Source organism: Micromonospora purpureochromogenes (assembly GCF_900091515.1).
GTDB classification, from domain to species: domain Bacteria; phylum Actinomycetota; class Actinomycetes; order Mycobacteriales; family Micromonosporaceae; genus Micromonospora; species Micromonospora purpureochromogenes.
In genome coordinates, this window is record NZ_LT607410.1 from 5,789,217 (window position 1) to 5,812,781 (window position 23,565).

The following is a 23,565-nucleotide window of genomic DNA, read 5'->3' on the forward strand; positions in this document are numbered from 1 at the left end:
CTCTGCCGGATCCGGGCCCCGCGCGGGAAACCGGGTGTGCATCTGTTGGGACACGCTCGGACCGCCGGGGGCCGCCGCCGGGACGGTGCCAGACTGGTATCCATGCCTGAGCTGCGGTCGAGGACCTCCACCCACGGTCGGACGATGGCCGGCGCCCGGGCCCTCTGGCGGGCCACCGGGATGACCGACGACGACTTCGGCAAGCCGATCGTCGCCATCGCCAACAGTTTCACCCAGTTCGTCCCGGGTCACGTACATCTGAAGGACCTCGGCGGCCTGGTCGCCGACGCGGTGGCCGAGGCCGGCGGGGTGGGCCGCGAGTTCAACACCATCGCCGTCGACGACGGCATCGCCATGGGCCACGGCGGCATGCTCTACTCGCTGCCCAGCCGGGAGTTGATCGCCGACGCGGTCGAGTACATGGTCAACGCGCACTGCGCCGACGCCCTGGTCTGCATCTCGAACTGCGACAAGATCACCCCAGGGATGCTGCTGGCCGCCCTGCGGCTGAACATCCCGACCGTCTTCGTCTCCGGCGGGCCGATGGAGGCCGGCAAGACGGTGGCGATCGAGGGGATCGTGCACTCCAAGATCGACCTGATCGACGCCATGATCGCCTCGTCCAACGAGGCGGTCACCGACGACCAGCTCGGCGAGATCGAGCGCTCCGCGTGCCCGACCTGCGGCTCCTGCTCCGGCATGTTCACCGCCAACTCGATGAACTGCCTCACCGAGGCGATCGGCCTGGCGCTGCCGGGCAACGGCTCGACGCTGGCCACCCACGCCACGCGCCGGTCGCTCTTCGTCGAGGCCGGCCGCACCGCCGTGGAGATCGCCAAGCGGTGGTACGACGGCGACGACGCCTCGGTGCTGCCCCGCGCCGTCGCCAGCCGGGCCGCCTTCGAGAACGCGGTCGCCCTGGACGTGGCGATGGGCGGGTCGACCAACACGATCCTGCACCTGCTCGCCGCCGCCCGCGAGGCCGAGCTGGACTTCCAGGTGGCCGACATCGACGCGATCTCCCGCCGGGTGCCCTGCCTGGCCAAGGTCGCGCCGAACTCGCCGCAGTACCACATGGAGGACGTGCACCGGGCCGGCGGCATCCCCGCCATCCTCGGCGAGCTGGACCGGGCCGGCCTGCTCCACCGGGACGTGCACGCCGTGCACTCCCCCTCGCTGGAGCGCTGGCTGGCCGACTGGGACGTGCGGGGCGGCTCGCCGACGCCGGAGGCGGTCGAGCTGTTCCACGCCGCCCCGGGCGGGGTGCGCACCACCGAGCCGTTCTCCACCACCAACCGCTGGTCGTCGCTGGACACCGACGCGGCCGGCGGCTGCGTCCGGGACCGGGAGCACGCGTACTCGGCCGACGGTGGGCTGGCCATCCTGTACGGCAACCTCGCCCCGGAAGGTTGCGTGGTGAAGACCGCCGGGGTGCCCGAGGAGTGCCTGACCTTCCGCGGCCCGGCGAAGGTCTACGAGTCGCAGGACGACGCGGTCTCGGCGATCCTGGCCAAGCAGGTCGTCGCCGGGGACGTCGTGGTGATCCGCTACGAGGGCCCGAAGGGCGGCCCCGGCATGCAGGAGATGCTCTACCCCACCTCGTTCCTCAAGGGCCGGGGGCTGGGCCGGGCCTGCGCGCTGCTCACCGACGGCCGCTTCTCCGGCGGCACCTCCGGGCTCTCCATCGGGCACGTCTCCCCCGAGGCGGCCTCGGGCGGCCTGATCGCGCTGGTCGCCGAGGGCGACGAGATCGTCATCGACATCCCCGGCCGGTCCATCGAGCTCAACGTGCCCGACGACGTGCTCCAGGCGCGCCGGGTCGCCGAGGAGAAGCGGGAGCGGCCGTACACCCCGGTCGACCGGCAGCGGCCGGTGTCGGCGGCGCTGCGCGCGTACGCCTTGATGGCGACGTCGGCCAGCGACGGCGCGTACCGGCGGGTGCCCGAGTAGTTCCTGGCGTCGGCTGCCCTCGGCCCGAAGGTCGTACCGAGCCGCTGCTTGCGCTCACTGCGCGGCCCCGGCCGTCACGCCGAGGGCGATGGGGCGGGCGTGGCGAATGGCGGCCGGGGTGTCCGGGAAGACCAGGCCCTCCCGGCGCAGCTGGTCCGCGACGCCGAGGGTGGCCAGCACCTGGTCGTGGCCGGGGGTGATGCCGGAGAGCAACACGGTGATTCCCCGCGCCCGCAACCGGGTGATCGCGTCGCCGAGGACCTGCGCGCCGGTGGCGTCGACGGTGGACACCCGGGACATCCGCAGGATCACGACCCGGACGTCCGCGACGTCGGAGAGTTCCAGCAGGAAGGTGTGGGCGGCGGCGAAGAAGAGCGGCCCGTCCAGCCGGTAGGCGACGATGTGCTCGGCCAGCAGGGCGTGTTCCTCGGCGCTGTGGTCCCCGGCGTCGAGCGGGACCTGCTCCAGCCGCGCGCTGCGGGCCACTGCGCGCAGCGCGACGACAACCGCGACGGCAACGCCGACCGCGACGGCGGTGACCAGGTCCCAGATGACCGTGACGGCGAAGGTGAGCACGAGCACCAGCGCGTCGCCCCGGGTGGCCCGCGCGAGCGCCCAGAGCGAACCCGCCTCGACCATCCGGACGGTCGTGGCGAGCAGGACGCCGGCCAGGGCGGCGAGGGGGATCCGGCCGACCAGGGGCGCGGCGGCCAGCACGATCACCGCGAGCGCGACGGCATGGGTCAGCGCCGCCAGTTTCGAGGACGCCCCGGCGCGGACGTTGACCGCCGTCCGGGCGATCGCGGCGGTCGCGGGAATGCCACCGAAGAGCGGGGAGGCGAGGTTGGCCAGGCCCTGGCCGAAGAGTTCCCGGTCCGGGTCGTGCCGCTCGCTGACGGTCATCCCATCGGCCACGGTGGCCGACAGCAGGCTCTCCAGCGCGGCGAGCGCGGCCACCGCGAGCGCTGATGGCAGCAGCACACTGGCCGCGCCCAGGTCGAGGAAGTCCAGCGACGGCGCCGGCAGGCCCTGCGGCAGGGCGCCGATCCGGACCAGCTCGACCGGGCTGGTCTCGGCCAGCACCGTCGCGGCGGCCACCCCGAGCAGCGAGAACGGCAGTCCGGGTCGCCACCGGGCGCCGAGCAGCATCAGCGCCGCGACACCCAGGGCCACCGCAACGGCCGCCGGCCGAGGGTGTACGACGAACCGGACGACCGCGTCGGCAGCCACCGCCCAGACCCGGTCGCCCTCGGCGTCGGTCACGCCGAGCGCGGCCGGCACCTGTTGCAGGGCGATGACCACCGCGATGCCGGCGGTGAAGCCCTCGATCACGGGGGCGGGCAGGTAGCGGACGTACCGGCCGAGGCGGGCCAGCGCCAGGGCGACCAGGATCAGTCCCGCCATCGCGCCGACCATCAGCACCCCGGTCGGGCCGAACTGCTGCACCACCGGCACCAGCACCACCGTCATCGCGCCGGTCGGGCCGGACACCTGGAGGTTCGAGCCGCCGAAGATGGCGGCCACCGCGCCGGCCACCACGGCGGTGACCAGCCCGGCCTGCGCGCCCAGCCCGGAGGTGACCCCGAACGCCAGGGCCAGGGGCAGCGCGACCACCGCCACGGTCAGCCCGGCGAGCAGGTCCCGGCGCGGCGAGCGGCGGACGGCGGCCCAGTCGGCGCGGCCGGGAAGCAGCCCGAGCACGCGCCGTCCCACCAGGCCGGGAACGCCCTGCCGCCGGTCTGAGCCGGCTACCCGCGCTGAGCCCCCCGGTCCGCGGACGCTCTCCTCCCGACGGGCGGACGGTGGTGGTTGGTGGCCCGCTACCGCCCTGCTCACCGGTCGCGCCCGTCGGCGCGCAGCTCGTCGAGGAGCCCGTCGCGGTCGGTGAGGACCGCCCCGAGAATGCGCCGCCCGGCGGCCAGCAGGTCGGCCACGTCGGGAGTGCTGAGCGCGTACATCACCAGGGGGCCGTCCCGGTAGGAGGTGACCAGGCCGGCGCGGCGTAGCACGGCGAGCTGCTGGGAGAGGTTGGACGCCTCGACGTCGATGGTCGCCAGCAGGTCACGGACGGGCTTGGGACCGTCCTGGAGCAGTTCGAGGACCCGGATCCGCACCGGGTGCCCCAGGGTGCGGAACAACTCCGCCTTCGCCTGATACAGCGGCACCGACACGCCCGTCTTCTCCCCATCCCATGGTTGACCGTCATCGCCTTGAACACTTTAGCACTTGAAGAGTTCTTCAAGCATGGGTCGATCCGGGCCACTTTCGGGGGGACGGGAGTGCGCCACGCCCACCGTCGAGTGGCGGTGGGCAGGCGTGTCGCCGGGGGAAGGGCATCTGCCCAAACGGCGATATACCTGAGAGGCACAAATATGACCCACAGGCATCTCGCTCGTGGCGGGATCCGCCTCCGCGCCGACCACGGGGGCGGTTACCCCGGCCGGGCGCCCACGCCACTCAGGCCCGCACGCCTTCCGAAGCGGTCGGGGCGGTTCTGCTCGCCCCGATGATGTCGTTCACGCAGCGCAGCACGGGCCGGGCGGTCAGCGCCACCGGGTCCAGTGGCCGCTCGGCCGACACGGTGAAGGTCGTCGACTCCCCCGGCAGCAGGGTGACCAGCGCCCGGTCGACCTCGGCGGACGGGTCCAGCCGGTCCGGGAAGAGGGTCAGGTCGCGCAGCACCGTCCGGGCGGTCACCCGGACCCGCCGGCCGTCGCCGCCCGGCTCGACCGTCGCGTCGAAGCGGGCCGCCGGCCAGTCGATCTCCCGGTCCTCGGCGAAGAACCAGAGGGCCCGCTCGGCCCGGTCGCCGGCCTCGGCGACCAGCAGCTCCCGACGGGCCTCCTCCGGCCCGGCCAGATCCGCGGGCAGCGCCAGCACCACCGCCGAGTACGGCGGGACGTCCAGCGGGTACCTCGTCTTCGCCCTCGGCTCACCGGCCAGGGTCAGCCGGGTGACCGTCGCCGGGGCCCGCCACGGCTCGCCGGTCTCGTTGACCGCCACCAGGGCCAGCCCGCCGTCGCGCGGCTGGACGGTGAGCAGCCGGTCCGCGTACGCCCGGCGCAGGGCGTACCAGAGCGGCTTGCGGCGGCCGTCGCCGTCGATCGCCGACCACGAGGTCACCGGCCAGCAGTCGTTGAGCTGCCAGACGATGGTGCCGGCGCAGACGTCCCGGTGCGAACGGAAGTGCTCCACCCCGAGCTGGATGGCCCGCGCCTGGTTGAGCTGGGTGAGGTAGTGCCAGTCGTCGAAGTCCGCCGGCTCGGGCAGGTGGGCGTCGAGCCCACGCTGGAGCTTGGCGTCGCCGTCGGTGGCCTTCTGGTGGTGCGCCATGCCCGGCGAGTCGGGCGCGAGCGGCTCGTCGGTCAGCGCCCGGCGCAGCGTCGCGTACGCCGCGGGTGCCTGGTAGCCGAACTCGGCGACGAAGCGGGGCACGTACTCGCGGTACTTCGGGTAGTCGTCGGTGTTCCAGACGTCCCAGATGTGCGTGGTGCCGTGCGCCGGGTCGTTGGGGTGGATCTCCTCGCTGCCCGACCACGGGCTGCCCGGCCAGTACGGCCGGGTCGGGTCCAGCTCGCCGACGATCCGGGGCAGCAGGTCGAGGTAGTAGCCCCGCCCCCAGGTGCGCCCGGCCAGCGGCTCCTGCCAGTCCCAGTCGTACCAGCCCCAGATGTTCTCGTTGTTGCCCGTCCAGAGCACCAGCGACGGGTGGCCGGCCAGCCGGGTGACCTGCTCGGTCGCCTCGGCGGCCACCTCGGTGCCGAACGGCTCCTCCTCCGGGTACGCCGCGCAGGCGAAGAGGAAATCCTGCTGCACGAGGATCCCCAGCTCGTCGGCGAGGTCGTAGAAGTCCTCCGACTCGTACCGGCCGCCGCCCCAGACCCGCAGCAGGTTCACCCCGGCTCCGGCGGCCTGGTCGAGCCGGTGCGCCAGCCGCTCCCGGGTGATCCGGCTGGGGAAGGGGTCGTCGGGGATCCAGTTGATCCCGCGAACGAAGACCGGGGTGTCGTTGACGTGCAGCGCGAAGGGGGTGCCGTGGGCGTCCGGGGTGGTGTCGAGGCGTACCGACCGGAAGCCGATCCGGCGGGACCAGGCGTCCAGGGTCCGGCCGTCCGGCGCGCAGAGCGTGACGTCGAGCCGGTGCAGCGCCTGCTCGCCGTACCCCCGGGGCCACCACAGCTCGGGGTCGCGGACGGTGAGGGCCGCCACCGCCGTGCGCTCCCCCGCCGGGACGACGGCCTCGACGGCCGCGCCGGCGACCGCGGCCCGGACGGTCAACGGGGTGGCCACGACCCGCTCCACCTCGACGTGCAGTTCGACCCGTCCCACCCCGCCGGCGACAGTGACCAGCGGACGGACGGTGGCGAGCCGGGCGGTGGACCAGGCGTGCAGGCCGATCTCCTGCCAGATGCCGGCGGTGACGAGGGTCGGTCCCCAGTCCCAGCCGAAGTTGCAGGCCATCTTGCGAATGAACTGGAACGGCTCCGGGTACGCGTTCGGCCGGTCGCCGAGGGCGTCCCGATGCCGTTGCGCGTAGCGGTACGCCGAGTCGAACCGGACGGTCAGCGTGTTCGCCCCCGGGCCCAGCAGCGCGCCGACGGCGAACCGGTGGCCGCGGTGCATGTTCTCGGTGCGGCCGACCTCGACCCCGTTCAGGGTGATCGTGGCGACCGTGTCGAGGCCGGCGCAGATCAGGTCGACCCGCTGGTCGTCGCCGGCCCGCCGGTCGAAGGTGGTCTCGTAGACCCAGTCGGTGCGCCCGATCCAGGCCAGCGCCGTCTCGTTGTCGTCGACGAACGGGTCGGGGATCAGGCCTGCGGCCAGCAGGTCGGTGTGCACGCAGCCGGGCACGGTGCCGGGCACCGCCCGGCCGGCGATCCCGTCCGGCACCTGCGACCCCGGTACGGCCCGCAGCGTCCAGCCCTCGTGCAACGTCTGCCGGGTCACGACTTCACCGCGCCTTTCATGATTCCGCGCGCCAAGCGGGAACGCTCCCTATATCGAGAGACGTCCACTGAACCGGATAAGTGAGGCCACCGTACGGGCCGTACGCTCAACCGCGCAAGTGATCGTTCAGCAGGCCCGCTGTCCGCCGATCCGGAAGGACGTCCCCCCGACCGGGTCGGGGTAGCGTGAGGGCCGCCGGTGATCCCGGCGCCGTGGGACCGGCCCAGGGGCCGCGAGGATTGAGGAGCACGCCGGTGAAGCGGCCGACCATCGCCGACGTCGCGCGACGTGCCGGGGTGTCCAAGGGCGCGGTGTCGTACGCGCTCAACGGGCAGCCGGGCGTCTCGGAGGCCACCCGTCAACGGATCCTGGCCATCGCCACCGAGATCGGGTTCAGCCCGAGCAGCGCCGCCCGCGCGCTCTCCGGCGCCACCGCCAACGCCGTCGGCCTGGCCCTGTGCCGGCCCGCCCGGATACTGGGCATCGAGCCGTTCTTCATGGAGCTGATCAGCGGCGTCGAGGCGGAACTCTCCGCCCGGTCGTACGCGCTCACCCTGCAAGTGGTGGCCGACCAGGAGGCGGAGATCGCGGTCTACCGCCGCTGGTGGGCCGAACGGCGCGTCGACGGCGTCTTCGTCTGCGACCTGCGCACCGACGACCGGCGGGTGCCGGCCCTGGAGGAGCTGCAACTGCCGGCCGTGGTGATCGGCGGACCCGGCCACACCGGCAGCCTGGCCAGCGTCTGGTCGGACGACGCGGCGGCACTGGTGGAAACGGTCGAATACCTGGTCGCCCTCGGGCACCGGCGGATCGCCCGGGTCGGCGGCCTGCCCTCGCTGCTGCACACCGAGATCCGCACCGACGCCTTCGCCGAGGTGTGCCGGCGGCTCGGGCTGGCCGACGCCGTCACCGTCTGGTCCGACTACACCGGCGAGGAGGGCGCCCGCGCCACCCGCCGCCTGCTCAGCTCCGCCAACCGCCCCACCGCGGTGATCTACGACAACGACGTCATGGCGATCGCCGGGCTCTCGGTGGCGCAGGAGATGGGGCTGGCCGTCCCCGGCGACCTCTCGATCGTGGCCTGGGACGACTCGCCGCTCTGCCAGCTGGTGCACCCGCCGCTGACCGCGCTGGGGCGGGACATCCCGGCGTACGGCGCGCACGCCGCGCGGCAGCTGCTGGCGGTGATCGCCGGCGAGCCGGTGAGCGGCCTGCAGGACGAGACCGCCCACCTGACCCCGCGCGGCAGCACCGCGCCGCCCCGGGTCAGGTGAACCGGTTCAGCATTTGCTGACAGCCCCGGTCAGCGGGAGGCGGACGGGAACTCCTCGAAGTACGCCTCCACCCGCTCCGCCGTGGCCGGCCGGGCCAGCGCGAACCCCTGGCCGTACGGGCACCCGGCCCGCCGCGCCCGGTCGACGTCGGCGTCGGACTCCAGCTCCTCCACCACCACCGACAGGCCGAGCCGTTCGCCGAGGCTGACCACCACGTCGATCAGCGGTCGCTGCGGGTCGTGCGCCGACCCCACCAGCTGCGGCCGGACCTTGAGCAGGTCGATCGGGAGCCGGCGCAGCTGGGCCAGGGAGGCGTGCTCGGCGCGGAAGTCGTCCAGCGCGGTGCGCGCCCCCAGCGACCGCAGGCCGGCCAGTCGGGCCACCACGGTGGGCAGGTCCCGGCCGATCCGGGGCTCCGCCACCTCGACCACCAGCCGGTGCGCCGGCACTCCGTGCCCGGCCAGCGTGGCGGCCACCCCGGGCAGGAAATCCGGGGCCAGCAGCTCCCGGGGGGTCACGTTGACCGCCATCCAGAGCTCCCGGCCCCCGGTCGACCAGCTGGCGAGCTGCCGGCAGGCCCGGTCCAGCACCCAGCGTCCCAGCTCACCGACGAGGTCGAGGTCCTCGGCCACCGGCAGCAGCTCGGCCGGGAGCACGGTGCCCAGCACCGGGCTGCGCCAGCGCAGCAGCGCCTCGGTGCCGACCGGCTGCCGGTCGGCCAGCCCCAGCACCGGCTGGTAGACCAGGTCCAGCTCGCCCCGGGTGGCCGCGCCGGGCAGCTCTCGCTCCAGGTCCAGCCGGCGGACCAGCTGCTCCTCCAGGTAGGCGTCGTACCACTCGACCCGGTTGCGGCCGAGCTGGACGGCGCGCCGCCGGGCCAGATCCGCCTGGCGCAGCGCGTCCTCCGGCCCGGTGCCGGCCAGCTCGGCCAGGCCGACGCTCACCCGCAGCCGCACCATCGACCCGGGCGTCGGACAGGGCTCGCCGAGCGCGGCGACCAGGCGGCCACCCAGCGCGTACGCCGGCACCGGACCGGCGTTGGTGAGCACGGCGAACTCCTCGCCGGCCAACCGGGCCACCAGGTCGTGCGGGCCGACCACGTCGCGCAGCCGGCGGGCGGCCGTGAGCAGCAGGCCGTCCGCCGCCGACGGCCCCACTCCCTCGGTCACCGCGCCGAGGCCGTGCACCTCCACCAGCAGCAGCGCGCCCGGGCCGCCGCCGCGCGCGACGAGCGCCCGGATCAGCTCGCGCCGGTTGGCCAGGCCGGTGAGCTGGTCGGTGGCGGCCAGCCGGTGCAGCTCGCGTTCCAACCGGCGCCGCTCGCCGATGTCACGCACGTGCAGCACCACCGCGTCGACCTCGGGCACCCCGCGCAGGTCGCTCACGGTCGACTCGGTCTCCCGCCAGCCCCCGTCGCCGGTGGCCATCCGAGCCACCAGCAGCAGCGGCTCCTGGCCGCCCCGGGGCGCGGCGAGCCGGCCGAGCGCGCCCGGCGCGTCGTCGGGGTGCAGCAGGTCGGCCAGCCGCCGGCCGCGCACCTCGTCGTCGCGCAGCCCGAACCACCGGGCGCCGGCCGCGGAGAGCCAGCGCACCCGCAGCTCGTCGTCGAGCAGCAGAATCAGGTCGCGGCCACCGGAGACCAGCGCCCGGAAGTGCGCCTCCCGGGCGGCCAGCCGACTGGCCCAGTGCCGGTTGTCGGCGGCGGTGATCAGCTCCCGCCCGACCAGCGGCGGGATCACCGCGAGCCCGAGCAGGACCGCGGTCGGCGTGAAGCTGCCGACCGCCCAGAGGTGGTACCCGGCGGCGAGGGTGGCCACCGCGGCCGGCGCGGTCACCCGGGGCCAGGCCGGTGGCGGACCGGTGCCCAGCGCCGGATCCCCGGCCGACACCCGCGCCATCCCGGCGGCGGTGAACAGGGCACCCGCCAGCAGCGGCGCGACCGCGGTCAGCGTCGTCACGGCCGGCGCCCGGTAGGCCAGCAGCACCACCAGGTCGGCCAGGCCGAGCAGGGCGGTCGCCGCCCCGGCCCGACAGAGCGCCGCGCCGGGCCGACGGCGCCGCTCGGCCAGCGCGCTCACCAGCAGCACGGCGAGCCCGCCCGCACCGAGCACCGTGACGGCGCGGGCCAACGGGGGGACGTCACCCGGCGGCAACAGCACCCACCCGGCGAACAGCAGGGCGGTGCCGAGCCCGAGCACGTCGACGGTCCGGCGCAGCCGGACCCGGGGCGCCAGCCGGGAGTGGCCGGGGAGCAGGAGCAGGCCGCCGCCGTACAGCAGGGTCGCGGCGGCCAACCCGTGGGCCGCGACGTTCGCGCGCTGTTCCCCGGCGGCCAGCGGCAGGACGGCGACGGTCAGGCCGACCACCAGCACGGCGGCGTCGAGCAGCGCGGCGGCCCGCCGGCGACGCGGCGCCCGCCGGTCCCGGCCGCCACCGGCGGCGGCCTCCCGGGAGAGTCGGACACCGGCCAGGGCGCAGCCGGCCGCGCCGGCAAGCGTCGTGGCGGCCAGCGGTGGCAGCACGCCGGCCAGGGCGGCGGCGGCCAGCAGTGCGGCCGCCGCCAGCAGGGCGGCCACCGCGGGCGCGGGGCGGTGGACCAGGTACGCGTGAGGCACGACGGTCGCCTTCGTGAGGGGGACACGGGGCGGTGCGGCGATGCGGGCGGGACGGGACACAGGACAGATATCCGACACCCACCACCCCCGCCAACGACGGATCGGAACCTCGGTTACGGCCCCGCGCAGTGACCCATGTCACTGCCGGATGGCGCCGGTCACCGTCCACCGCCCGGGCGGAGCGGGGCCGTGCCGGGGTGGGATCATCGGAGGGTGAGTAGCGCCGACACCATCCGCTTCCGGTACAACCAGGCCATCCTGGTCGCGGCGATCGTCGCCTTCATCGGCGCCCTGCCGCTGGCCACCGCCGAGTGGTACCTGCTGCCGGTGCTGCTGATCCCGCTGGCCGTCGCGCTGTGGGCGTGGCGGGCGGGCACCGACGCCGACCGGCGGGAGCTGCGGCTGCGGGCCGTGGCCGGCAGCCGCCGGATCGCCTGGGACCGGGTCGTCGAGCTGACCGCCGACCCCCGCGGCCGCGCCGTCGCCCGCCTCGACGACGGGCAGGAGGTCATGCTGCCCGCGGTGCGCGGCACCGACCTGCCCCGGCTGGTCTCCGCCACCGGGCAGCACCTGCCCGGCGAGCGCTGAGCCCGCTCAGTAGCCGTCGGTCACCGTGTTGACCAGCGGCTCCCCCGCGGCGAACCGCCGCAGCTGCGCACCCACCAGCCGGTACGCCCGCGGCAGCAGGCCGCGTACCGAGCCGGCGACGTGCGGGGTGAGCAGCACGTTGGGCAGCTCCCACAGCGGATGGTCGGCGGGCAGCGGCTCGGGATCGGTGACGTCCAGCGCGGCCCGCAGCCGGCCGCTGGACAGCTCCGCCACCAGCGCCTCCGTCCGGGCCACCGGGCCCCGGGCCGCGTTCACCAGCAGCGCGCCGTCGGGCATCGCGGCGAGGAAGGCCGCGTCCACCATGCCCCTGGTCTGCTCGGTCAGCGGCACCAGCAGCACCACCACCTCCGCCTCCGGCAGCAGCCGGGGCAGCTCGTCCACCCCGTGCACGCCGTCGGCCGGACGGGCGGTGCGGGCGACCAGCGTGACGGTGACGTCGAACGGGGCCAGCCGGGCGTGCACCGCCGCGCCGATCGAGCCGGCGCCGACGATCAGCACCCGCTTGCCGGTCAGCTCGTCGGTCGGTGCGACCTCGTCGTACGCCCACTCCCGGCGGGCCTGGGCCCGGGCCATCGCGGGGAACCCGCGCAGCTGGGCCAGGATCGCGGTGAGCACCCACTCGGCGGTGCCGGCGTCGTGCACGCCCCGCGCGTCGCAGAGGGTCACCCCGGCCGGCACCCGGCCGACCCAGGCGTCCGCCCCGGCGGAGAGGAGCTGGACCACCGCCAGGTCCGGCAGCCGCGCCAGCATCGCGGCGGTGTCCCCGGCGGCCAGGAACGGCGGCACCCAGAACCGCACCCCGGCCGGGTCCGACGGCGGGCGTTGCGGGTCCGTCCACGCCTGGACGGTGACTCCCGCGGGCGCCTCGCCGAGCAACCCGACCCCGGCCTCGTGCGGAATCCATACCTTCACGTCCGCCGACGATAGCGACCGCGACCCGACCCGGTCCCGGCGGACCGGCTCATCGGGGGCGGGCGGCGGGCGACGCCGCCCGTGGGCGGCACCGCCGCCTGCCGGGTATAACCGAGGGTCGGAGCGCAACCCGGTGCCCCGCACGCCCGCAGACAGGTGACCGATGTCCGAGCGCTCCCCGCACCGTCGCGGTCCGCTGCCCGCGGTGGACATGCCCGCGCTGACGGACCCGGCGCGGCTGCGCTCGCTCGCCGAGACCGGCCTGGACGCCGAACCCGACGAGGCGTTCGACCGCTTCGCCCGGCTGGTGAGCGACCTGCTGGAGGTGCCGGTCGCGCTGGTGTCGCTGGTCACCGGCGAACGGCAGTTCTTCCCGGGCGCGGTCGGCCTGCCGGAGCCGTGGGCGGCCCGTCGGCAGACCCCGCTGAGCCACTCGTTCTGCCAGCACGTGGTGGACATCGAGATCCCGATGGTGCTGCCCGACGCCCGGCTCTATCCCCGGGTGTGGCACAACCTGGCCATCGCGGAGCTGGGCGTGGTCGCGTACGCGGGGATGCCGCTGACCGACCTGGACGGCCGGGTGCTCGGCTCGCTGTGCGCCATCGACAGCAAGCCCCGCGCGTGGACCGCCCACCAGCTGCGTACCCTGGCCGACCTCGCCGCCGCGTGCTCGTCGGAGCTGCGGCTGCGGATCGCGCTCGACGGCGCGGAGGAGGCCCGGCGGCGGGTCGAGGAGGCGCACGAGCGACTCAAGCTGCTCTCCGCGCTGAGCGAGACCCTGACGGGCACCCTCGACGTGGCCACCGCGGTGGACCGGCTGACCGCGGCCGTGGTGCCGCTGCTGGCCGACTGGGCGCTGGTGACGCTGGTCGACCGGGCGGGCGCGCCACGCCGGGTCACCGCCCTGCACCGGGACCCGGAGTGGGCCGCCCAGGTCGGCCGCTTCGCCGAACTGATGACGACCGGCCTCGGCCCACAGTCGATCACCCGTACGGTGCTGCGCACCGGCCAGCCCGTGCTGGGCAGCGCGGCCACCCTGGACGACGTCCGGCGGCCACCACCGACCCGGAGATGGTGTCGCTCGCCGAGCAGCTCGGCTTCGCGTCGCACCTGTCGGTGCCGGTGCCGGCGCCCGGGCGCGGTGCGGTGGTCGGCTGCGTGACGCTGATCAACGGCCCGGGGCGGCGGCCGTTCGACGACAGTGACCTGCACATCGCCCTGGAGATCGGCCGTCGGGCCGGCCAGGCGCTCGGCAACAGCTGGATGTACGACGAGCAGCGGCACGTGGCCGAGGTGCTCCAGCACAGCATGCTGCCGGTCCTGCCGGAGAGCCCCCGGGTCCAGCTGGCCGCCCGCTACCAGCCGGTGGCGGACCGGGTCGAGGTGGGCGGGGACTGGTACGACGCCTTCGTCCAGCCCGACGGCGACCTGGTCGTGGCGATCGGTGACGTCGCCGGCCACGACATCGAGGCCGCCGCGACCATGGGCCAGCTGCGCAACCTGGTCCGGGGCAACGCCTTCGGCCGGACCGACCCGGTGGACGAGCTGATGATCCGGCTGGACCGGGCCATCTCCGGGCTGCGCATCCCGGCCGCCGCCACGGCCACCCTGGCCCGGCTGCGTCCCCGCGCGGCCGGCGGCCTGACCGTGAGCTGGTGCAACGCCGGACACCCACCGCCGCTGCTGGTCGACGCCGAGGGCGTGGTCCGGGTCCTCGGCGGTCGACGGGAGCCGCTGCTGGGCTTCGCCCGGCCGATCCCCCGCAGCAGCCAGGAGACCACCCTGGCGGTGGGGGACACCCTGCTGCTCTACACCGACGGGCTGATCGAGCGCCGGGACCGCTCCATCGACGAGGGGCTGGCCGAGCTGCTGAGCCGACTCGCCGGCACCGGCCCGCTCCCCCTCGCCGACCTGTGCGACCTGCTGCTCGCCTCCTCAGACCGGCGCGAGGACGACGTCGCGCTGCTCGCCGTCCGGGCCCGCTGAGCGGGTCGCGACGTCCTCGACCGTCGCCGGTCGCCCGGGGAGTCCGGATTCGCGGGCTAGGCTGGGCCGGGTGAGCGCCCGTCCCCCGTACCCCCGCACCGGCCGCCGTCGTGCGGCGCTGGCGGCGTCCTGCGCGGCGCTGCTGCTGGCCACCTCCGGGTGCAGCTTCGGCCCGCCGGAGCCGGACCCGGCCGGCGAGCCGCCCAACCTGCCCACCCCGTCCGCGTCGGCCAGCGCCGGCGGCGCCGGTCAGGAGGTGGTCGCCACGGTCCTGGCCAAGGGACTGCGGGTGCCGTGGGGCATCGCGTTCCTGCCGGACGGCGGCGCCCTGGTCACCGAGCGGGACAGTGGGCGGATCCTCAAGGTCGGCCCGGAGTCCGGAACGGAGGGGCTGCGGGTCGCGCCGGTGCAGACCGTGCCGGACGTGGCGGCCGGCGGCGAGGCGGGGCTGCTCGGCATCGCGGTCTCCCCCGCGTACGCCAAGGACGAGACCGTCTTCGTCTACTACACCACCGAGCGGGACAACCGGGTCGCCCGGCTGAAGCTCGGCGGCACGCCGACGCCGATCCTCACCGGCATCCCGAAGGCGGGCAACCACGACGGCGGCGGGCTGGCCTTCGGCCCGGACGGGCAGCTCTACGTGAGCACCGGTGACGCCGGTAACCGGAACTTCGCGCAGGACCGGAAGAGCCTCGGCGGCAAGATCCTGCGGATCACCGCCGACGGCAGACCGGCGCCCGGCAACCCGTTCCCCGACTCGCCGGTGTGGTCGCTGGGGCACCGCAACGTGCAGGGCATGGCCTGGGACGCGGGCAAGCGGATGTACGCCACCGAGTTCGGCCAGAACACCTGGGACGAGATCAACCGGATCGACAAGGGCGCCAACCACGGCTGGCCCACCGTCGAGGGGCAGGCCGCCGACAAGCGGTACGCCGACCCGATCGTGCAGTGGCGCACCGCGGAGGCATCCTGCTCGGGGCTGGCCGCGACGGGCCGGCTGCTGGTCACCGCCTGCCTGCGCGGCGAGCGGCTGTGGCTGGTCGAGCTGACCGACACCGGCACCGTGCTCGGGCAGCCCCGCCAGCTGCTGGCCGGCCGGTACGGTCGGCTGCGGGCGGTGGCCGCCGCCCCGGACGGCTCGCTCTGGGTCTCCACGTCCAACCACGACGGGCGGGGCGAGCCGGCGCCGGAGGACGACCGGCTGCTGCGGCTGGTCTTCGCCGACGGTGGCGCCGGGCGCAGCTGAGCACCGGCCGAACGGCTGTCACGAGCCGCCGGGAGGCGCGACACACCGGGAGTTTCAGCGCGGAACGCGCCGCCGTCCGTGGGGTTTGCCAAGATCCATCATTGGGCAGGTGAGAATCTCAGCATGGACGGTGGGGAGAACGAGCAGCGCGGGCTTGGGGACGAGGACACTCCCCCGGCCCGGCGTGAGCGACGCTGGCGGCCCGGGCGGGACCGGGCCGGCCGGGCGGGCCGGTCGGGATGGGCCCGGCGGGTGGGCGTGGTGCTCGCCGTCCTGACGGTCGCGCTGGCCGGGGCAGTGATCGGGGTGCTGGCCGGCGGCCGGGTGAACACCGACATCGGCCCGTTCCGGGCCAACCTCACCCTCGCCCCGGCGGTCAAGGGCAGCACCACTGTCGACGTCCCGCCGCTGGGCGCGCTCCAACTCGACAGCCACGACGGGCCGACCCACCTGACCGTCCGGCTGGGCGCGCTGGACCAGCGCAAGACCGAGGCGCTGATCGACGACCCGGCCAGCATCAACCGGGCCAGCCTGTCGGCGGTCGAGGACGTCCGCGACGGCGTGATGCGGCTCGGGCTGCGTACCGCCGGGTCGGCCGTGCTGGCCACGCTGCTGCTGGCCGGGCTGATCTTCCGGGACGTCCGCCGCACCGCCTGGTCCACCGGGCTCGCGCTGGCGGCCACCGCCGGCAGCCTGGGGCTCGCCGCGGGCACCCTGCGCCCCCAGGCGATCGAGGAGCCACGGTACGAGGGGCTGCTGGTCAACGCCCCGGCGATCGTCGGCGACGCCCGCCGCATCGCCAACGACTACTCGCGCTACGCCGAGCAGTTGCAACGCATCGTCGGCAACGTCAGCCAGCTCTACACCACGGTCTCGGCGCTGCCGGTGTACGAGCCGGCGCCCGGCACCACCCGGGTGCTGCACGTCTCCGACATGCACCTCAACCCGACCGGCTGGCAGCTGATCCGCACGGTGGTGGAGCAGTTCGACATCGACGTGGTGATCGACACCGGCGACATCACCGACTGGGGCAGCGAGCCGGAGGCCTCCTTCGTGGGCTCGATCGGCCTGCTCAAGAAGCCGTACGTCTACATCCGGGGCAACCACGACTCCTCGCGGACCGCCGCGGCGGTGGCCCGGCAACCGAACGCGATCGTGCTCAACAACTCGACCACCACGGTCGCCGGGCTGACCATCGCCGGGATCGGCGACCCCCGGTTCACCCCCGACAAGGAGACCTCGCCGGCCGGCAGCGGCCTGACCAAGCAGGTTGCCGAGCAGGTGATCGGGGCCGGTGAGCAGCTCGCCGCCACCGTGCAGCGGTCACCCCGACCGGTCAACATCGCGCTGCTGCACGACCCGGCCTCGGCCGGCCCGCTCTCCGGCACCTGCCCCCTGGTGCTCGCCGGGCACACCCACGCCCGGCAGGTGTCCAAGCTGCCGCAGCAGCTCGGCAAGCAGTCCACCCAGTTGATGGTGGAGGGCTCCACCGGCGGGGCCGGGCTGCGCGGTCTGGAGGGCGAGAAGCCGACCCCGCTGTCGATGACCGTGCTCTACTTCGACCAGCGGAAACTGCTCCAGGCCTACGACGACATCACGGTCGGCGGCACCGGGCAGGCGCAGGTCAACCTGGAACGCCACGTGGTCAAGGAGCCGGCGCAGGGCGCCCCGGTCCCCGTCACCCCCACCCCGACCCGCTGACGGCCCCGGCCGCGCCATCGGACGGCAGCGAGCCGCACGGCCGGCTCGTGCTCGGCAGCGGCCCACGGCCGAGCGCCGGCTGCCGAGCCGACGCCGGACCGGCTTCGGCTTCGGCTTCGGCTTCGGCTTCGGCTTCGGGGATCGTCACCCGGCGCAAGCTTCTCTCCATCACCGGCACCCCGACTCGCGCGCTTTGCTCTGCTGCCGCGGAGGCAACAGTCACCCAAGGTAACCGAGCACCTGGAGATCGTGGTCGGGGACGCCCTGGTCAATAGCGGTGTTGCTGCGAGGGCAGCAGAGCAAAGGGGCAATTGCAGGTCCACGGACCCACGCCAACCGTCACCCTCCGCGATCCTCACGCCGGGTGATTGGCAGGTGGCTCCGAAACGGCCCGACGGGGGCCGGCAACGATCGGCCGGTGCCCCGGCCCGAACCGGGCCGGTCCCGCCGCCGCCACCGCAGATGGCGGCGGGGCGGGCTCGGCTCAGGCTTCGCGCCCCTGGCTCAGCGCAGGGACAGCGCGGCCAGGGCGGCGTTGACGATGCTGCCGGGCAGCAGGTCGTGCAGCTCGTACAGCTCGCGGACGCTGCCGGACTGGCCGAACTCGTCCACCCCGAGCGGCACCGCCGGCACGCCGAGCGCCGAGCCCAGCCAGGCCATCGCGTGCGAGGCGGCGTCGTGCACGGTCACCACCGGGGCCCGGTCGCCGAACGCCGCCCGCAGCGCGCCGGGCACGCTCGGCACGGTCGCGGTCCGTACACCCTGGCGCAGGGTCCGCTGCCAGGCCCGGTAGAGCCGGTCCAGCGAGGTCACGTCCACCACGTGCGCGGCGATGCCCTCCTCCGCCAGCTCCGCAGCCGCCGCGAGCACCTCCGGCAGCACCGCGCCGGAGCCGGCCAGGGTGACCACCGGGGCGTCCGCCAGCTGCGGGTACGCCTGGTGCGCGTCGACCAGCCGGTACGCCCCGGCGACCACCTGCCGCCGCAGCACCGCGTCGGAGATCCGGGCCCGGGCCGCCTCGAACGGCGCCTGGTCGATCGGCCGGGTGCTCAGCCGGAAGTAGTACGCCCCGTCCTCGGCCGGCGCGGCGGTGGCCGCCGGCGTCGACCCGCCGGCCATCTGCCCGAGCGCGTCGCAGAGCAGCCAGTCCAGGCTGGCCGCGTACGCCGGCTCGAGGAAGGTGACGCCGGGCAGTTCCAGACCGACGGAGGCGGTGATGGTCGACTGGTGGGCGCCGCCCTCGGGAGCGAGGGTGATGCCCGACGGGGTGCCGGCAACCACGAACCGGGAGCCCGAGTAGGTGCCGTAGAGGAAGGCGTCCAGGCCGCGCAGCACGAACGGGTCGTAGACGGTGCCGATCGGCAGCAGCGGCTGCCCCGACAGGTCCCACGACAGGCCGAGCTGCCCGAGCAGCAGGAACAGGTTCATCTCCGAGATGCCCAGCTCGATGTGCTGGCCGGCGGGGCTCTCCGTCCAGCGCAGCATCCGGTCCTCGGTCCACGAACGCTGCTCGGTGGGGGCGAAGACGCCGGTCTTGTTGATGAACCCGGCGAGGTTGGTGGAGGTGGCCACGTCCGGCGCGGTGGTCACCAGGTACGGCGCGACGGCGGGGTCCCGGGCCAGGTCGACCAGCACCCGGCCGAAGACCTCCTGGGTGGAGACGGGCTTGTTGGCGCGTACCCGGGTGGTCTCCGGGACGGTGACCCCCAGCGACCGCTCGCGGGGCGCGCGGGACAGCGCCTCCCGGCGCTCGCCGGCCCGGATGCCGGCGTGCGACGCCGGGTCCAGGCGGTCCCACTCGGTCTCCGCGGTCAGACCGTTGGCGGCGCGCAACGCGTCGACCTGCTCGGTGCTGAGCAGCGCGGAGTGGTTGCGCGGGTTGCCGGCGATCGGCAGCCCCCACCCCTTGACGGTGTACGCGAAGACCACGCTGGGCCGGTCGGTCACCGCGTCGCACTGCGCGTACGCGTCGAGCATGGCTTCCAGGTCGTGCCCGCCCAGGTCGGTCACCAGCGGGCCCAGCTCGTCGTCTCCGATGTCCGCGACGAAGGCGCCCACCTCGGCCGGCGCGCCGTCGAGGAACTGCTTGCGCAGGGCCGGCCCGGCCAGCCCGAACAGCGACTGGTACTGCTCGTTGGGCATCAGGTCGATCCAGTCGCGCAGCGCCTCGCCGCCCGGCCGGGCGTACGCCTCGGCGAGCTTGCGGCCGTACTTGACCTCCACGACGTGCCAGCCGGCGGCCTCGAACTGGCCCCGCCACTGGTTGATCCGGATGCCGGGGACGACCCGGTCGAGCGACTGGCGGTTGAAGTCGACCAGCCACATCACGTTGCCCAGCCCGGTGGTGGCCGGGTCGGCGACGGCCTCCCAGATGTTCCCCTCGTCCAGCTCGGCGTCGCCGATCAGGGCGACGAACCGGGAGTGCGGACGCGCCCCGAAGTGCGCGTCGACGTAGCGGCGGGTGACCGCGGCGAAGAGCGGCGCGGCGGCGCCGAGCCCGACGGAGCCGGTGGAGAAGTCCACCTCGTCCGGGTCCTTGGTGCGCGACGGGTACGACTGGAGCCCGCCCCGCGCCCGCAGCTTCGGCAGGTACGACCGGTCCAGGTTGCCCAGCAGGTACTGGATGGCGTGGAACACCGGCGAGGCGTGCGGCTTGACCGCGACCCGGTCCTCGGCGTCGAGGTGGGCGAACCAGAGCGCGGTCATCGCGGTGACCAGCGAGGCGCTGGAGGCCTGGTGGCCGCCGACCTTCACCCCGTCGCCGTTGTCCCGGTCGTGGTTGGCCGCGTCCACGATCCGGGTGGCGAGCCAGAGCACCCGCCGCTGGATCTCGTCGAGGACGTCGAGGTCGTGCTGGTTCACGGTGACTCCATCCGGGCGTCGCCGTTGACGCCCTCGCGAGGGGTGACGCGGATCGCGCGTACTCGGGGGAAGCGGGGAAGGCCGCCGCCGGGTTGCGACGGCGGCCTTCGACGTGTCGGGCTCAGCCCTGGGCGCCCAGGCGCTCCAGGATCAGCTCGCGGACGGTCTTGGCGTCGGCCTGGCCGCGGGTGGTCTTCATGACCGCGCCGACCAGCGCGCCGGCCGCGGCGACCTTGCCGCTGCGGATCTTGTCCGCGACCTCCGGGTTGGCGGCGATGGCCTCGTCCACGGCGGCGGTGAGCGCGCCGGTGTCGGAGACGACCTCCAGGTTCCGGTTGGCCATGATCTCGGTCGGCGAGCCCTCGCCGGCCACCACGCCCTCCAGGACGGTACGGGCCAGCTTGTCGTTGAGCCTGCCCGCGTCGACCAGGCCCTGGAGCTCGGCGACCTGCGCCGGGGTGGCGCCGACGTCGGCCAGCTCGATGCCGGCCTCGTTGGCCCGCCGGGACAGCTCACCCAGCCACCACTTGCGGGCGGCGGCCGGAGTCGCGCCGGCGGCGATGGTGGCCTCGATCAGCTCCACCGCGCCGGCGTTGAGCACCGACTGCATGTCCAGGTCGGACAGGCCCCACACCTGCTGCAGCCGGCGTCGGTGCAGCCGGGGCAGCTCCGGCAGGGCGGCCTTCAGCTCGGCCACCCAGGCGGTGTCCGGGGCGAGCGGCACCAGGTCCGGCTCCGGGAAGTACCGGTAGTCGGTGGCGGTCTCCTTGGACCGGCCCGGCGTGGTGTCGCCGGTGTCCTCGTGGAAGTGCCGGGTCTCCTGGGTGATCTTCCCGCCGGCGTCGAGCACGGCGGCCTGCCGCAGCATCTCCGAGCGGACCGCCCGCTCCACCGAGCGCAGCGAGTTGACGTTCTTGGTCTCGGTGCGGGTGCCCCACTCCTCGCCGGGCAGGTTGAGGGAGGTGTTCACGTCGCAGCGCAGCGAGCCCTCCTCCATCCGCACGTCGGAGACGCCCAGCGAGCGGAGCACGTCGCGCAGCTCGGTGACGTACGCCCGGGCCACGTCCGGCGCCAGCGCGCCGGTGCCCGGGACCGGCCTGGTGACGATCTCCACCAGCGGGATGCCGGCGCGGTTGTAGTCGACCAGCGACTCGGTCGCGCCGTGGATGCGGCCGGTGGCGCCACCGACGTGCAGCGTCTTGCCGGTGTCCTCCTCCAGGTGCACCCGCTCGATGCCGATCCGCACCAGCTCGCCGCCGATCTCGACGTCCAGGTAGCCGTCGAAGCACAGCGGCTCGTCGTACTGGCTGATCTGGAAGTCCTTCGGCATGTCCGGGTAGAAGTAGTTCTTCCGGGCGAACCGGCACCACTCGGCGATGGAGCAGTTCAGCGCCAGACCGATCCGGATGGTCGCCTCGATGGCCGCCTTGTTGGCCACCGGCAGCGAGCCGGGCAGGCCCAGGCAGACCGGGCAGACCCGGGTGTTCGGCTCGCCGCCGAAGTCGGTCGGGCAGCCGCAGAACATCTTGGTGTTCGTGCCCAGCTCGACGTGGGTCTCCAGGCCGATCACCGGTTCGTAGCGCGCGACGACCTCGTCGTACGCGGGCAGTGTCGTGGTCATCTGAGCTCCTGCCTCACAGCGCCGGTGGGGTGAACGTGCCGACCACGGACTCCAGCGCGGCGGCGACCCGGTACATCCGGTCGTCGGCCATCGTCGGGGCCATCACCTGCAGGCCGACGGGGAGCCCGTCGGAGAGGCCGCAGGGCACCGAGATGCCCGGGCCGCCGTACAGGTTGGTCGGGATGGTGAACAGGTCCGCCAGGTACATCTGGTAGGGGTCCGAGGTGCGCGCGCCGATCGGGAACGCCACGAACGGGGTGGTCGGCGAGATCAGCGCGTCGACCCGCTCGAAGGCGGCGGTGAAGTCCCGGGTGATCAGGGTGCGGACCTTCTGCGCCTGCCCGTAGTAGGCGTCGTAGTAGCCCGAGGAGAGGGCGTAGGTGCCGATCATGATGCGCCGCTTGACCTCGGCGCCGAAGCCGGCCTCCCGGGTCAGCGACATGACCTCCTCCAGCGACCGGTTGCCGTCGTCGCCGACCCGCAGGCCGAACCGGACGCCGTCGAACCGGGCCAGGTTGGAGGAGCACTCGCTGGGCGCGATCAGGTAGTACGCCGGCAGGGCGTACCGGAAGTGCGGGCAGGACACCTCGACGATCTCGGCGCCCAGCTTGGCCAGGGTGTCGACCGACTCGCGGAAGGCGGCCATCACGCCCGGCTCCGCGCCCTCCCCGGTCAACTCGGTGACGATGCCGAGCTTCACGCCGGTCAGGTCGCCGGTGGCGCCGAGCTTCGCGGCGGCCACCACGTCCGGCACCGGGGCCGGGATGGAGGTCGAGTCCCGCGGGTCGTGCCCGCCGATCACCTGGTGCAGCAGCGCGGCGTCGAGCACCGTACGGGCACACGGGCCGGGGGTGTCCAGCGACGAGGAGAACGCCACCAGGCCGTACCGGGAGGTGCCGCCGTAGGTGGGCTTCGCGCCGACGGTGCCGGTGACCGCGCCAGGCTGGCGGATCGAGCCGCCGGTGTCCGAGCCGATCGCCAGCGGCGCCTCGTAGGCGGCCAGCGCGGCGGCGCTGCCGCCACCCGAGCCGCCCGGGATCCGGTCCAGGTCCCACGGGTTGTGGGTCGGGCCGTACGCGGAGTACTCGGTGGAGGAGCCCATCGCGAACTCGTCCATGTTGGTCTTGCCGAGCATCACCGTGCCGGCGTCGCGCAGCCGCTGCACGATCGTCGAGTCGTACGGCGGGCGCCACCCCTCGAGGATCTTGGACCCGACGGTGGTCGGCACGCCCTTGGTGGTGAGCACGTCCTTGACGGCGACCGGCACGCCGGCCAGCGGGCCCAGCTCCTCGCCGGCGGCCCGGCGCTCGTCGACCGCGCGGGCGGCGGCCAGCGCACCCTCGGTGTCGACGTGCAGGAAGGCGTGCACCTGGTCGTCGACGGCGGCGATCCGGCCCAGGTGGGCCTGCGTCACCTCGACGGCGGAGGTCTCACCGCTGGCGACGAGACCGGCGATCTCCGTCGCGGTCATTCTGGTCAGGTCGCTCATGAGGCCACATCCTCGTCCAGGATCCGCGGGACGCGGAACCGCTGCTGGTCGGCGTCCGGCGCGCCCGACAGCGCCTCCTCCGGCGTCAGGCACGGCGTCACCACGTCCTCGCGGAGCACGTTGGTCAGCGGCACCGAGTGGGAGGTCGGCGGGATGTCCGCCGCGGCGACCTCGCCGACCTGGGCCACCGACTGGAGGATCACGTCGAGCTGGCCGGCGAAGACGTCCAACTCCTCCTCGGTGACGGCGAGCCGCGACAGTCGCGCCAGGTGCGCGACCTCCTCGCGGGAGATGGCGGCCATCGGTGCCCCCTTCGTGGCTGTCCTGCTGCGTCTTCGGTGTGCCGGCCGCGC

At 74.5% G+C, this 23,565-nt stretch carries 16 protein-coding genes; 7 read left to right on the forward strand and 9 right to left on the reverse strand.

Features of this window, described 5'->3' with window-relative positions; genetic code table 11:
- Positions 1 to 102 precede the first annotated feature (102 nt).
- A complete protein-coding gene (ilvD, locus tag GA0074696_RS26400) occupies positions 103 to 1,950 on the forward strand; it encodes a dihydroxy-acid dehydratase (RefSeq protein WP_088963580.1) in 1,848 nt (615 codons plus the stop codon).
- Positions 1,951 to 2,004: 54 nt separating this feature from the next.
- Here the strand turns inward: ilvD and GA0074696_RS26405 are convergent, their stop codons facing one another.
- The 3 genes from GA0074696_RS26405 to GA0074696_RS26415 all read right to left on the reverse strand — a co-directional run bounded on the left by GA0074696_RS26405 (position 2,005) and on the right by GA0074696_RS26415 (position 6,897).
- Positions 2,005 to 3,651 carry a SulP family inorganic anion transporter gene (locus tag GA0074696_RS26405; protein WP_231925156.1) on the reverse strand — a complete coding sequence of 549 codons (1,647 nt, stop codon included), beginning with the start codon at positions 3,649 to 3,651 and terminating at the stop codon, positions 2,005 to 2,007.
- A 131-nt stretch (positions 3,652 to 3,782) separates the two neighbouring features.
- On the reverse strand, positions 3,783 to 4,121 hold the full coding sequence (locus GA0074696_RS26410) for an ArsR/SmtB family transcription factor (RefSeq protein ID WP_088963582.1): 339 nt from the start codon (positions 4,119 to 4,121) through the stop codon (positions 3,783 to 3,785).
- Between the two features lie 286 nt (positions 4,122 to 4,407).
- Entirely contained in the window at positions 4,408 to 6,897 is a 2,490-nt protein-coding gene (locus tag GA0074696_RS26415) for a glycoside hydrolase family 2 protein (RefSeq protein ID WP_088963583.1), read from the reverse strand.
- A gap of 254 nt (positions 6,898 to 7,151) precedes the next feature.
- Between GA0074696_RS26415 and GA0074696_RS26420 the strand changes: the two genes are divergently transcribed.
- Positions 7,152 to 8,171, forward strand: coding sequence for a LacI family DNA-binding transcriptional regulator (locus tag GA0074696_RS26420; RefSeq protein ID WP_088963584.1), 1,020 nt, complete (start codon positions 7,152 to 7,154; stop codon positions 8,169 to 8,171).
- A 29-nt stretch (positions 8,172 to 8,200) separates the two neighbouring features.
- Here GA0074696_RS26420 and GA0074696_RS32355 read toward each other — a convergent pair whose 3' ends face one another.
- A complete protein-coding gene (locus GA0074696_RS32355) occupies positions 8,201 to 10,786 on the reverse strand; it encodes a putative bifunctional diguanylate cyclase/phosphodiesterase (protein WP_269458695.1) in 2,586 nt (861 codons plus the stop codon).
- 213 nt (positions 10,787 to 10,999) lie between these two features.
- Here GA0074696_RS32355 and GA0074696_RS26430 point away from each other — a divergent pair, with 213 nt between their 5' ends.
- Positions 11,000 to 11,374: a PH domain-containing protein gene (locus tag GA0074696_RS26430; RefSeq protein ID WP_088963586.1), complete on the forward strand. Its 375-nt coding sequence runs from the start codon at positions 11,000 to 11,002 to the stop codon at positions 11,372 to 11,374.
- A 6-nt stretch (positions 11,375 to 11,380) separates the two neighbouring features.
- On the opposite strand, the gene GA0074696_RS26435 is transcribed toward GA0074696_RS26430, so the two are convergent.
- Positions 11,381 to 12,307 carry a 2-hydroxyacid dehydrogenase gene (locus GA0074696_RS26435; protein ID WP_088963587.1) on the reverse strand — a complete coding sequence of 309 codons (927 nt, stop codon included), beginning with the start codon at positions 12,305 to 12,307 and terminating at the stop codon, positions 11,381 to 11,383.
- Between the two features lie 163 nt (positions 12,308 to 12,470).
- Here GA0074696_RS26435 and GA0074696_RS32065 point away from each other — a divergent pair, with 163 nt between their 5' ends.
- The 4 genes from GA0074696_RS32065 (at position 12,471) to GA0074696_RS26450 (ending at position 17,240) form a co-directional block, all read left to right on the forward strand.
- Positions 12,471 to 13,469: a GAF domain-containing protein gene (locus GA0074696_RS32065; protein WP_231925157.1), complete on the forward strand. Its 999-nt coding sequence runs from the start codon at positions 12,471 to 12,473 to the stop codon at positions 13,467 to 13,469.
- Positions 13,379 to 14,293 (forward strand): PP2C family protein-serine/threonine phosphatase, encoded by a 915-nt coding sequence (locus tag GA0074696_RS32070; protein WP_231925158.1) that lies wholly within the window; start codon positions 13,379 to 13,381, stop codon positions 14,291 to 14,293. The genes GA0074696_RS32065 and GA0074696_RS32070 overlap by 91 nt, the downstream gene beginning before the upstream one ends.
- Positions 14,294 to 14,363: 70 nt before the next feature.
- Positions 14,364 to 15,539 carry a PQQ-dependent sugar dehydrogenase gene (locus GA0074696_RS26445; protein ID WP_088963588.1) on the forward strand — a complete coding sequence of 392 codons (1,176 nt, stop codon included), beginning with the start codon at positions 14,364 to 14,366 and terminating at the stop codon, positions 15,537 to 15,539.
- Between the two features lie 123 nt (positions 15,540 to 15,662).
- Complete coding sequence (locus tag GA0074696_RS26450) at positions 15,663 to 17,240, forward strand: metallophosphoesterase (RefSeq protein WP_088963589.1); 1,578 nt, start codon at positions 15,663 to 15,665, stop codon at positions 17,238 to 17,240.
- 504 nt (positions 17,241 to 17,744) lie between these two features.
- Here the strand turns inward: GA0074696_RS26450 and GA0074696_RS26455 are convergent.
- From GA0074696_RS26455 to gatC, 4 genes are all read right to left on the reverse strand, one after another.
- Entirely contained in the window at positions 17,745 to 20,102 is a 2,358-nt protein-coding gene (locus GA0074696_RS26455; RefSeq protein WP_088963590.1) for a transketolase-like TK C-terminal-containing protein, read from the reverse strand.
- Positions 20,103 to 20,223: 121 nt separating this feature from the next.
- Positions 20,224 to 21,723, reverse strand: coding sequence for an Asp-tRNA(Asn)/Glu-tRNA(Gln) amidotransferase subunit GatB (gene gatB / locus GA0074696_RS26460; protein ID WP_088963591.1), 1,500 nt, complete (start codon positions 21,721 to 21,723; stop codon positions 20,224 to 20,226).
- A 13-nt stretch (positions 21,724 to 21,736) separates the two neighbouring features.
- Positions 21,737 to 23,212 (reverse strand): Asp-tRNA(Asn)/Glu-tRNA(Gln) amidotransferase subunit GatA, encoded by a 1,476-nt coding sequence (gene gatA, locus GA0074696_RS26465; protein ID WP_088963592.1) that lies wholly within the window; start codon positions 23,210 to 23,212, stop codon positions 21,737 to 21,739.
- Positions 23,209 to 23,514 carry an Asp-tRNA(Asn)/Glu-tRNA(Gln) amidotransferase subunit GatC gene (gatC, locus tag GA0074696_RS26470; protein ID WP_088963593.1) on the reverse strand — a complete coding sequence of 102 codons (306 nt, stop codon included), beginning with the start codon at positions 23,512 to 23,514 and terminating at the stop codon, positions 23,209 to 23,211. The genes gatA and gatC overlap by 4 nt, the downstream gene beginning before the upstream one ends.
- Between the last annotated feature and the right edge of the window lie 51 nt (positions 23,515 to 23,565).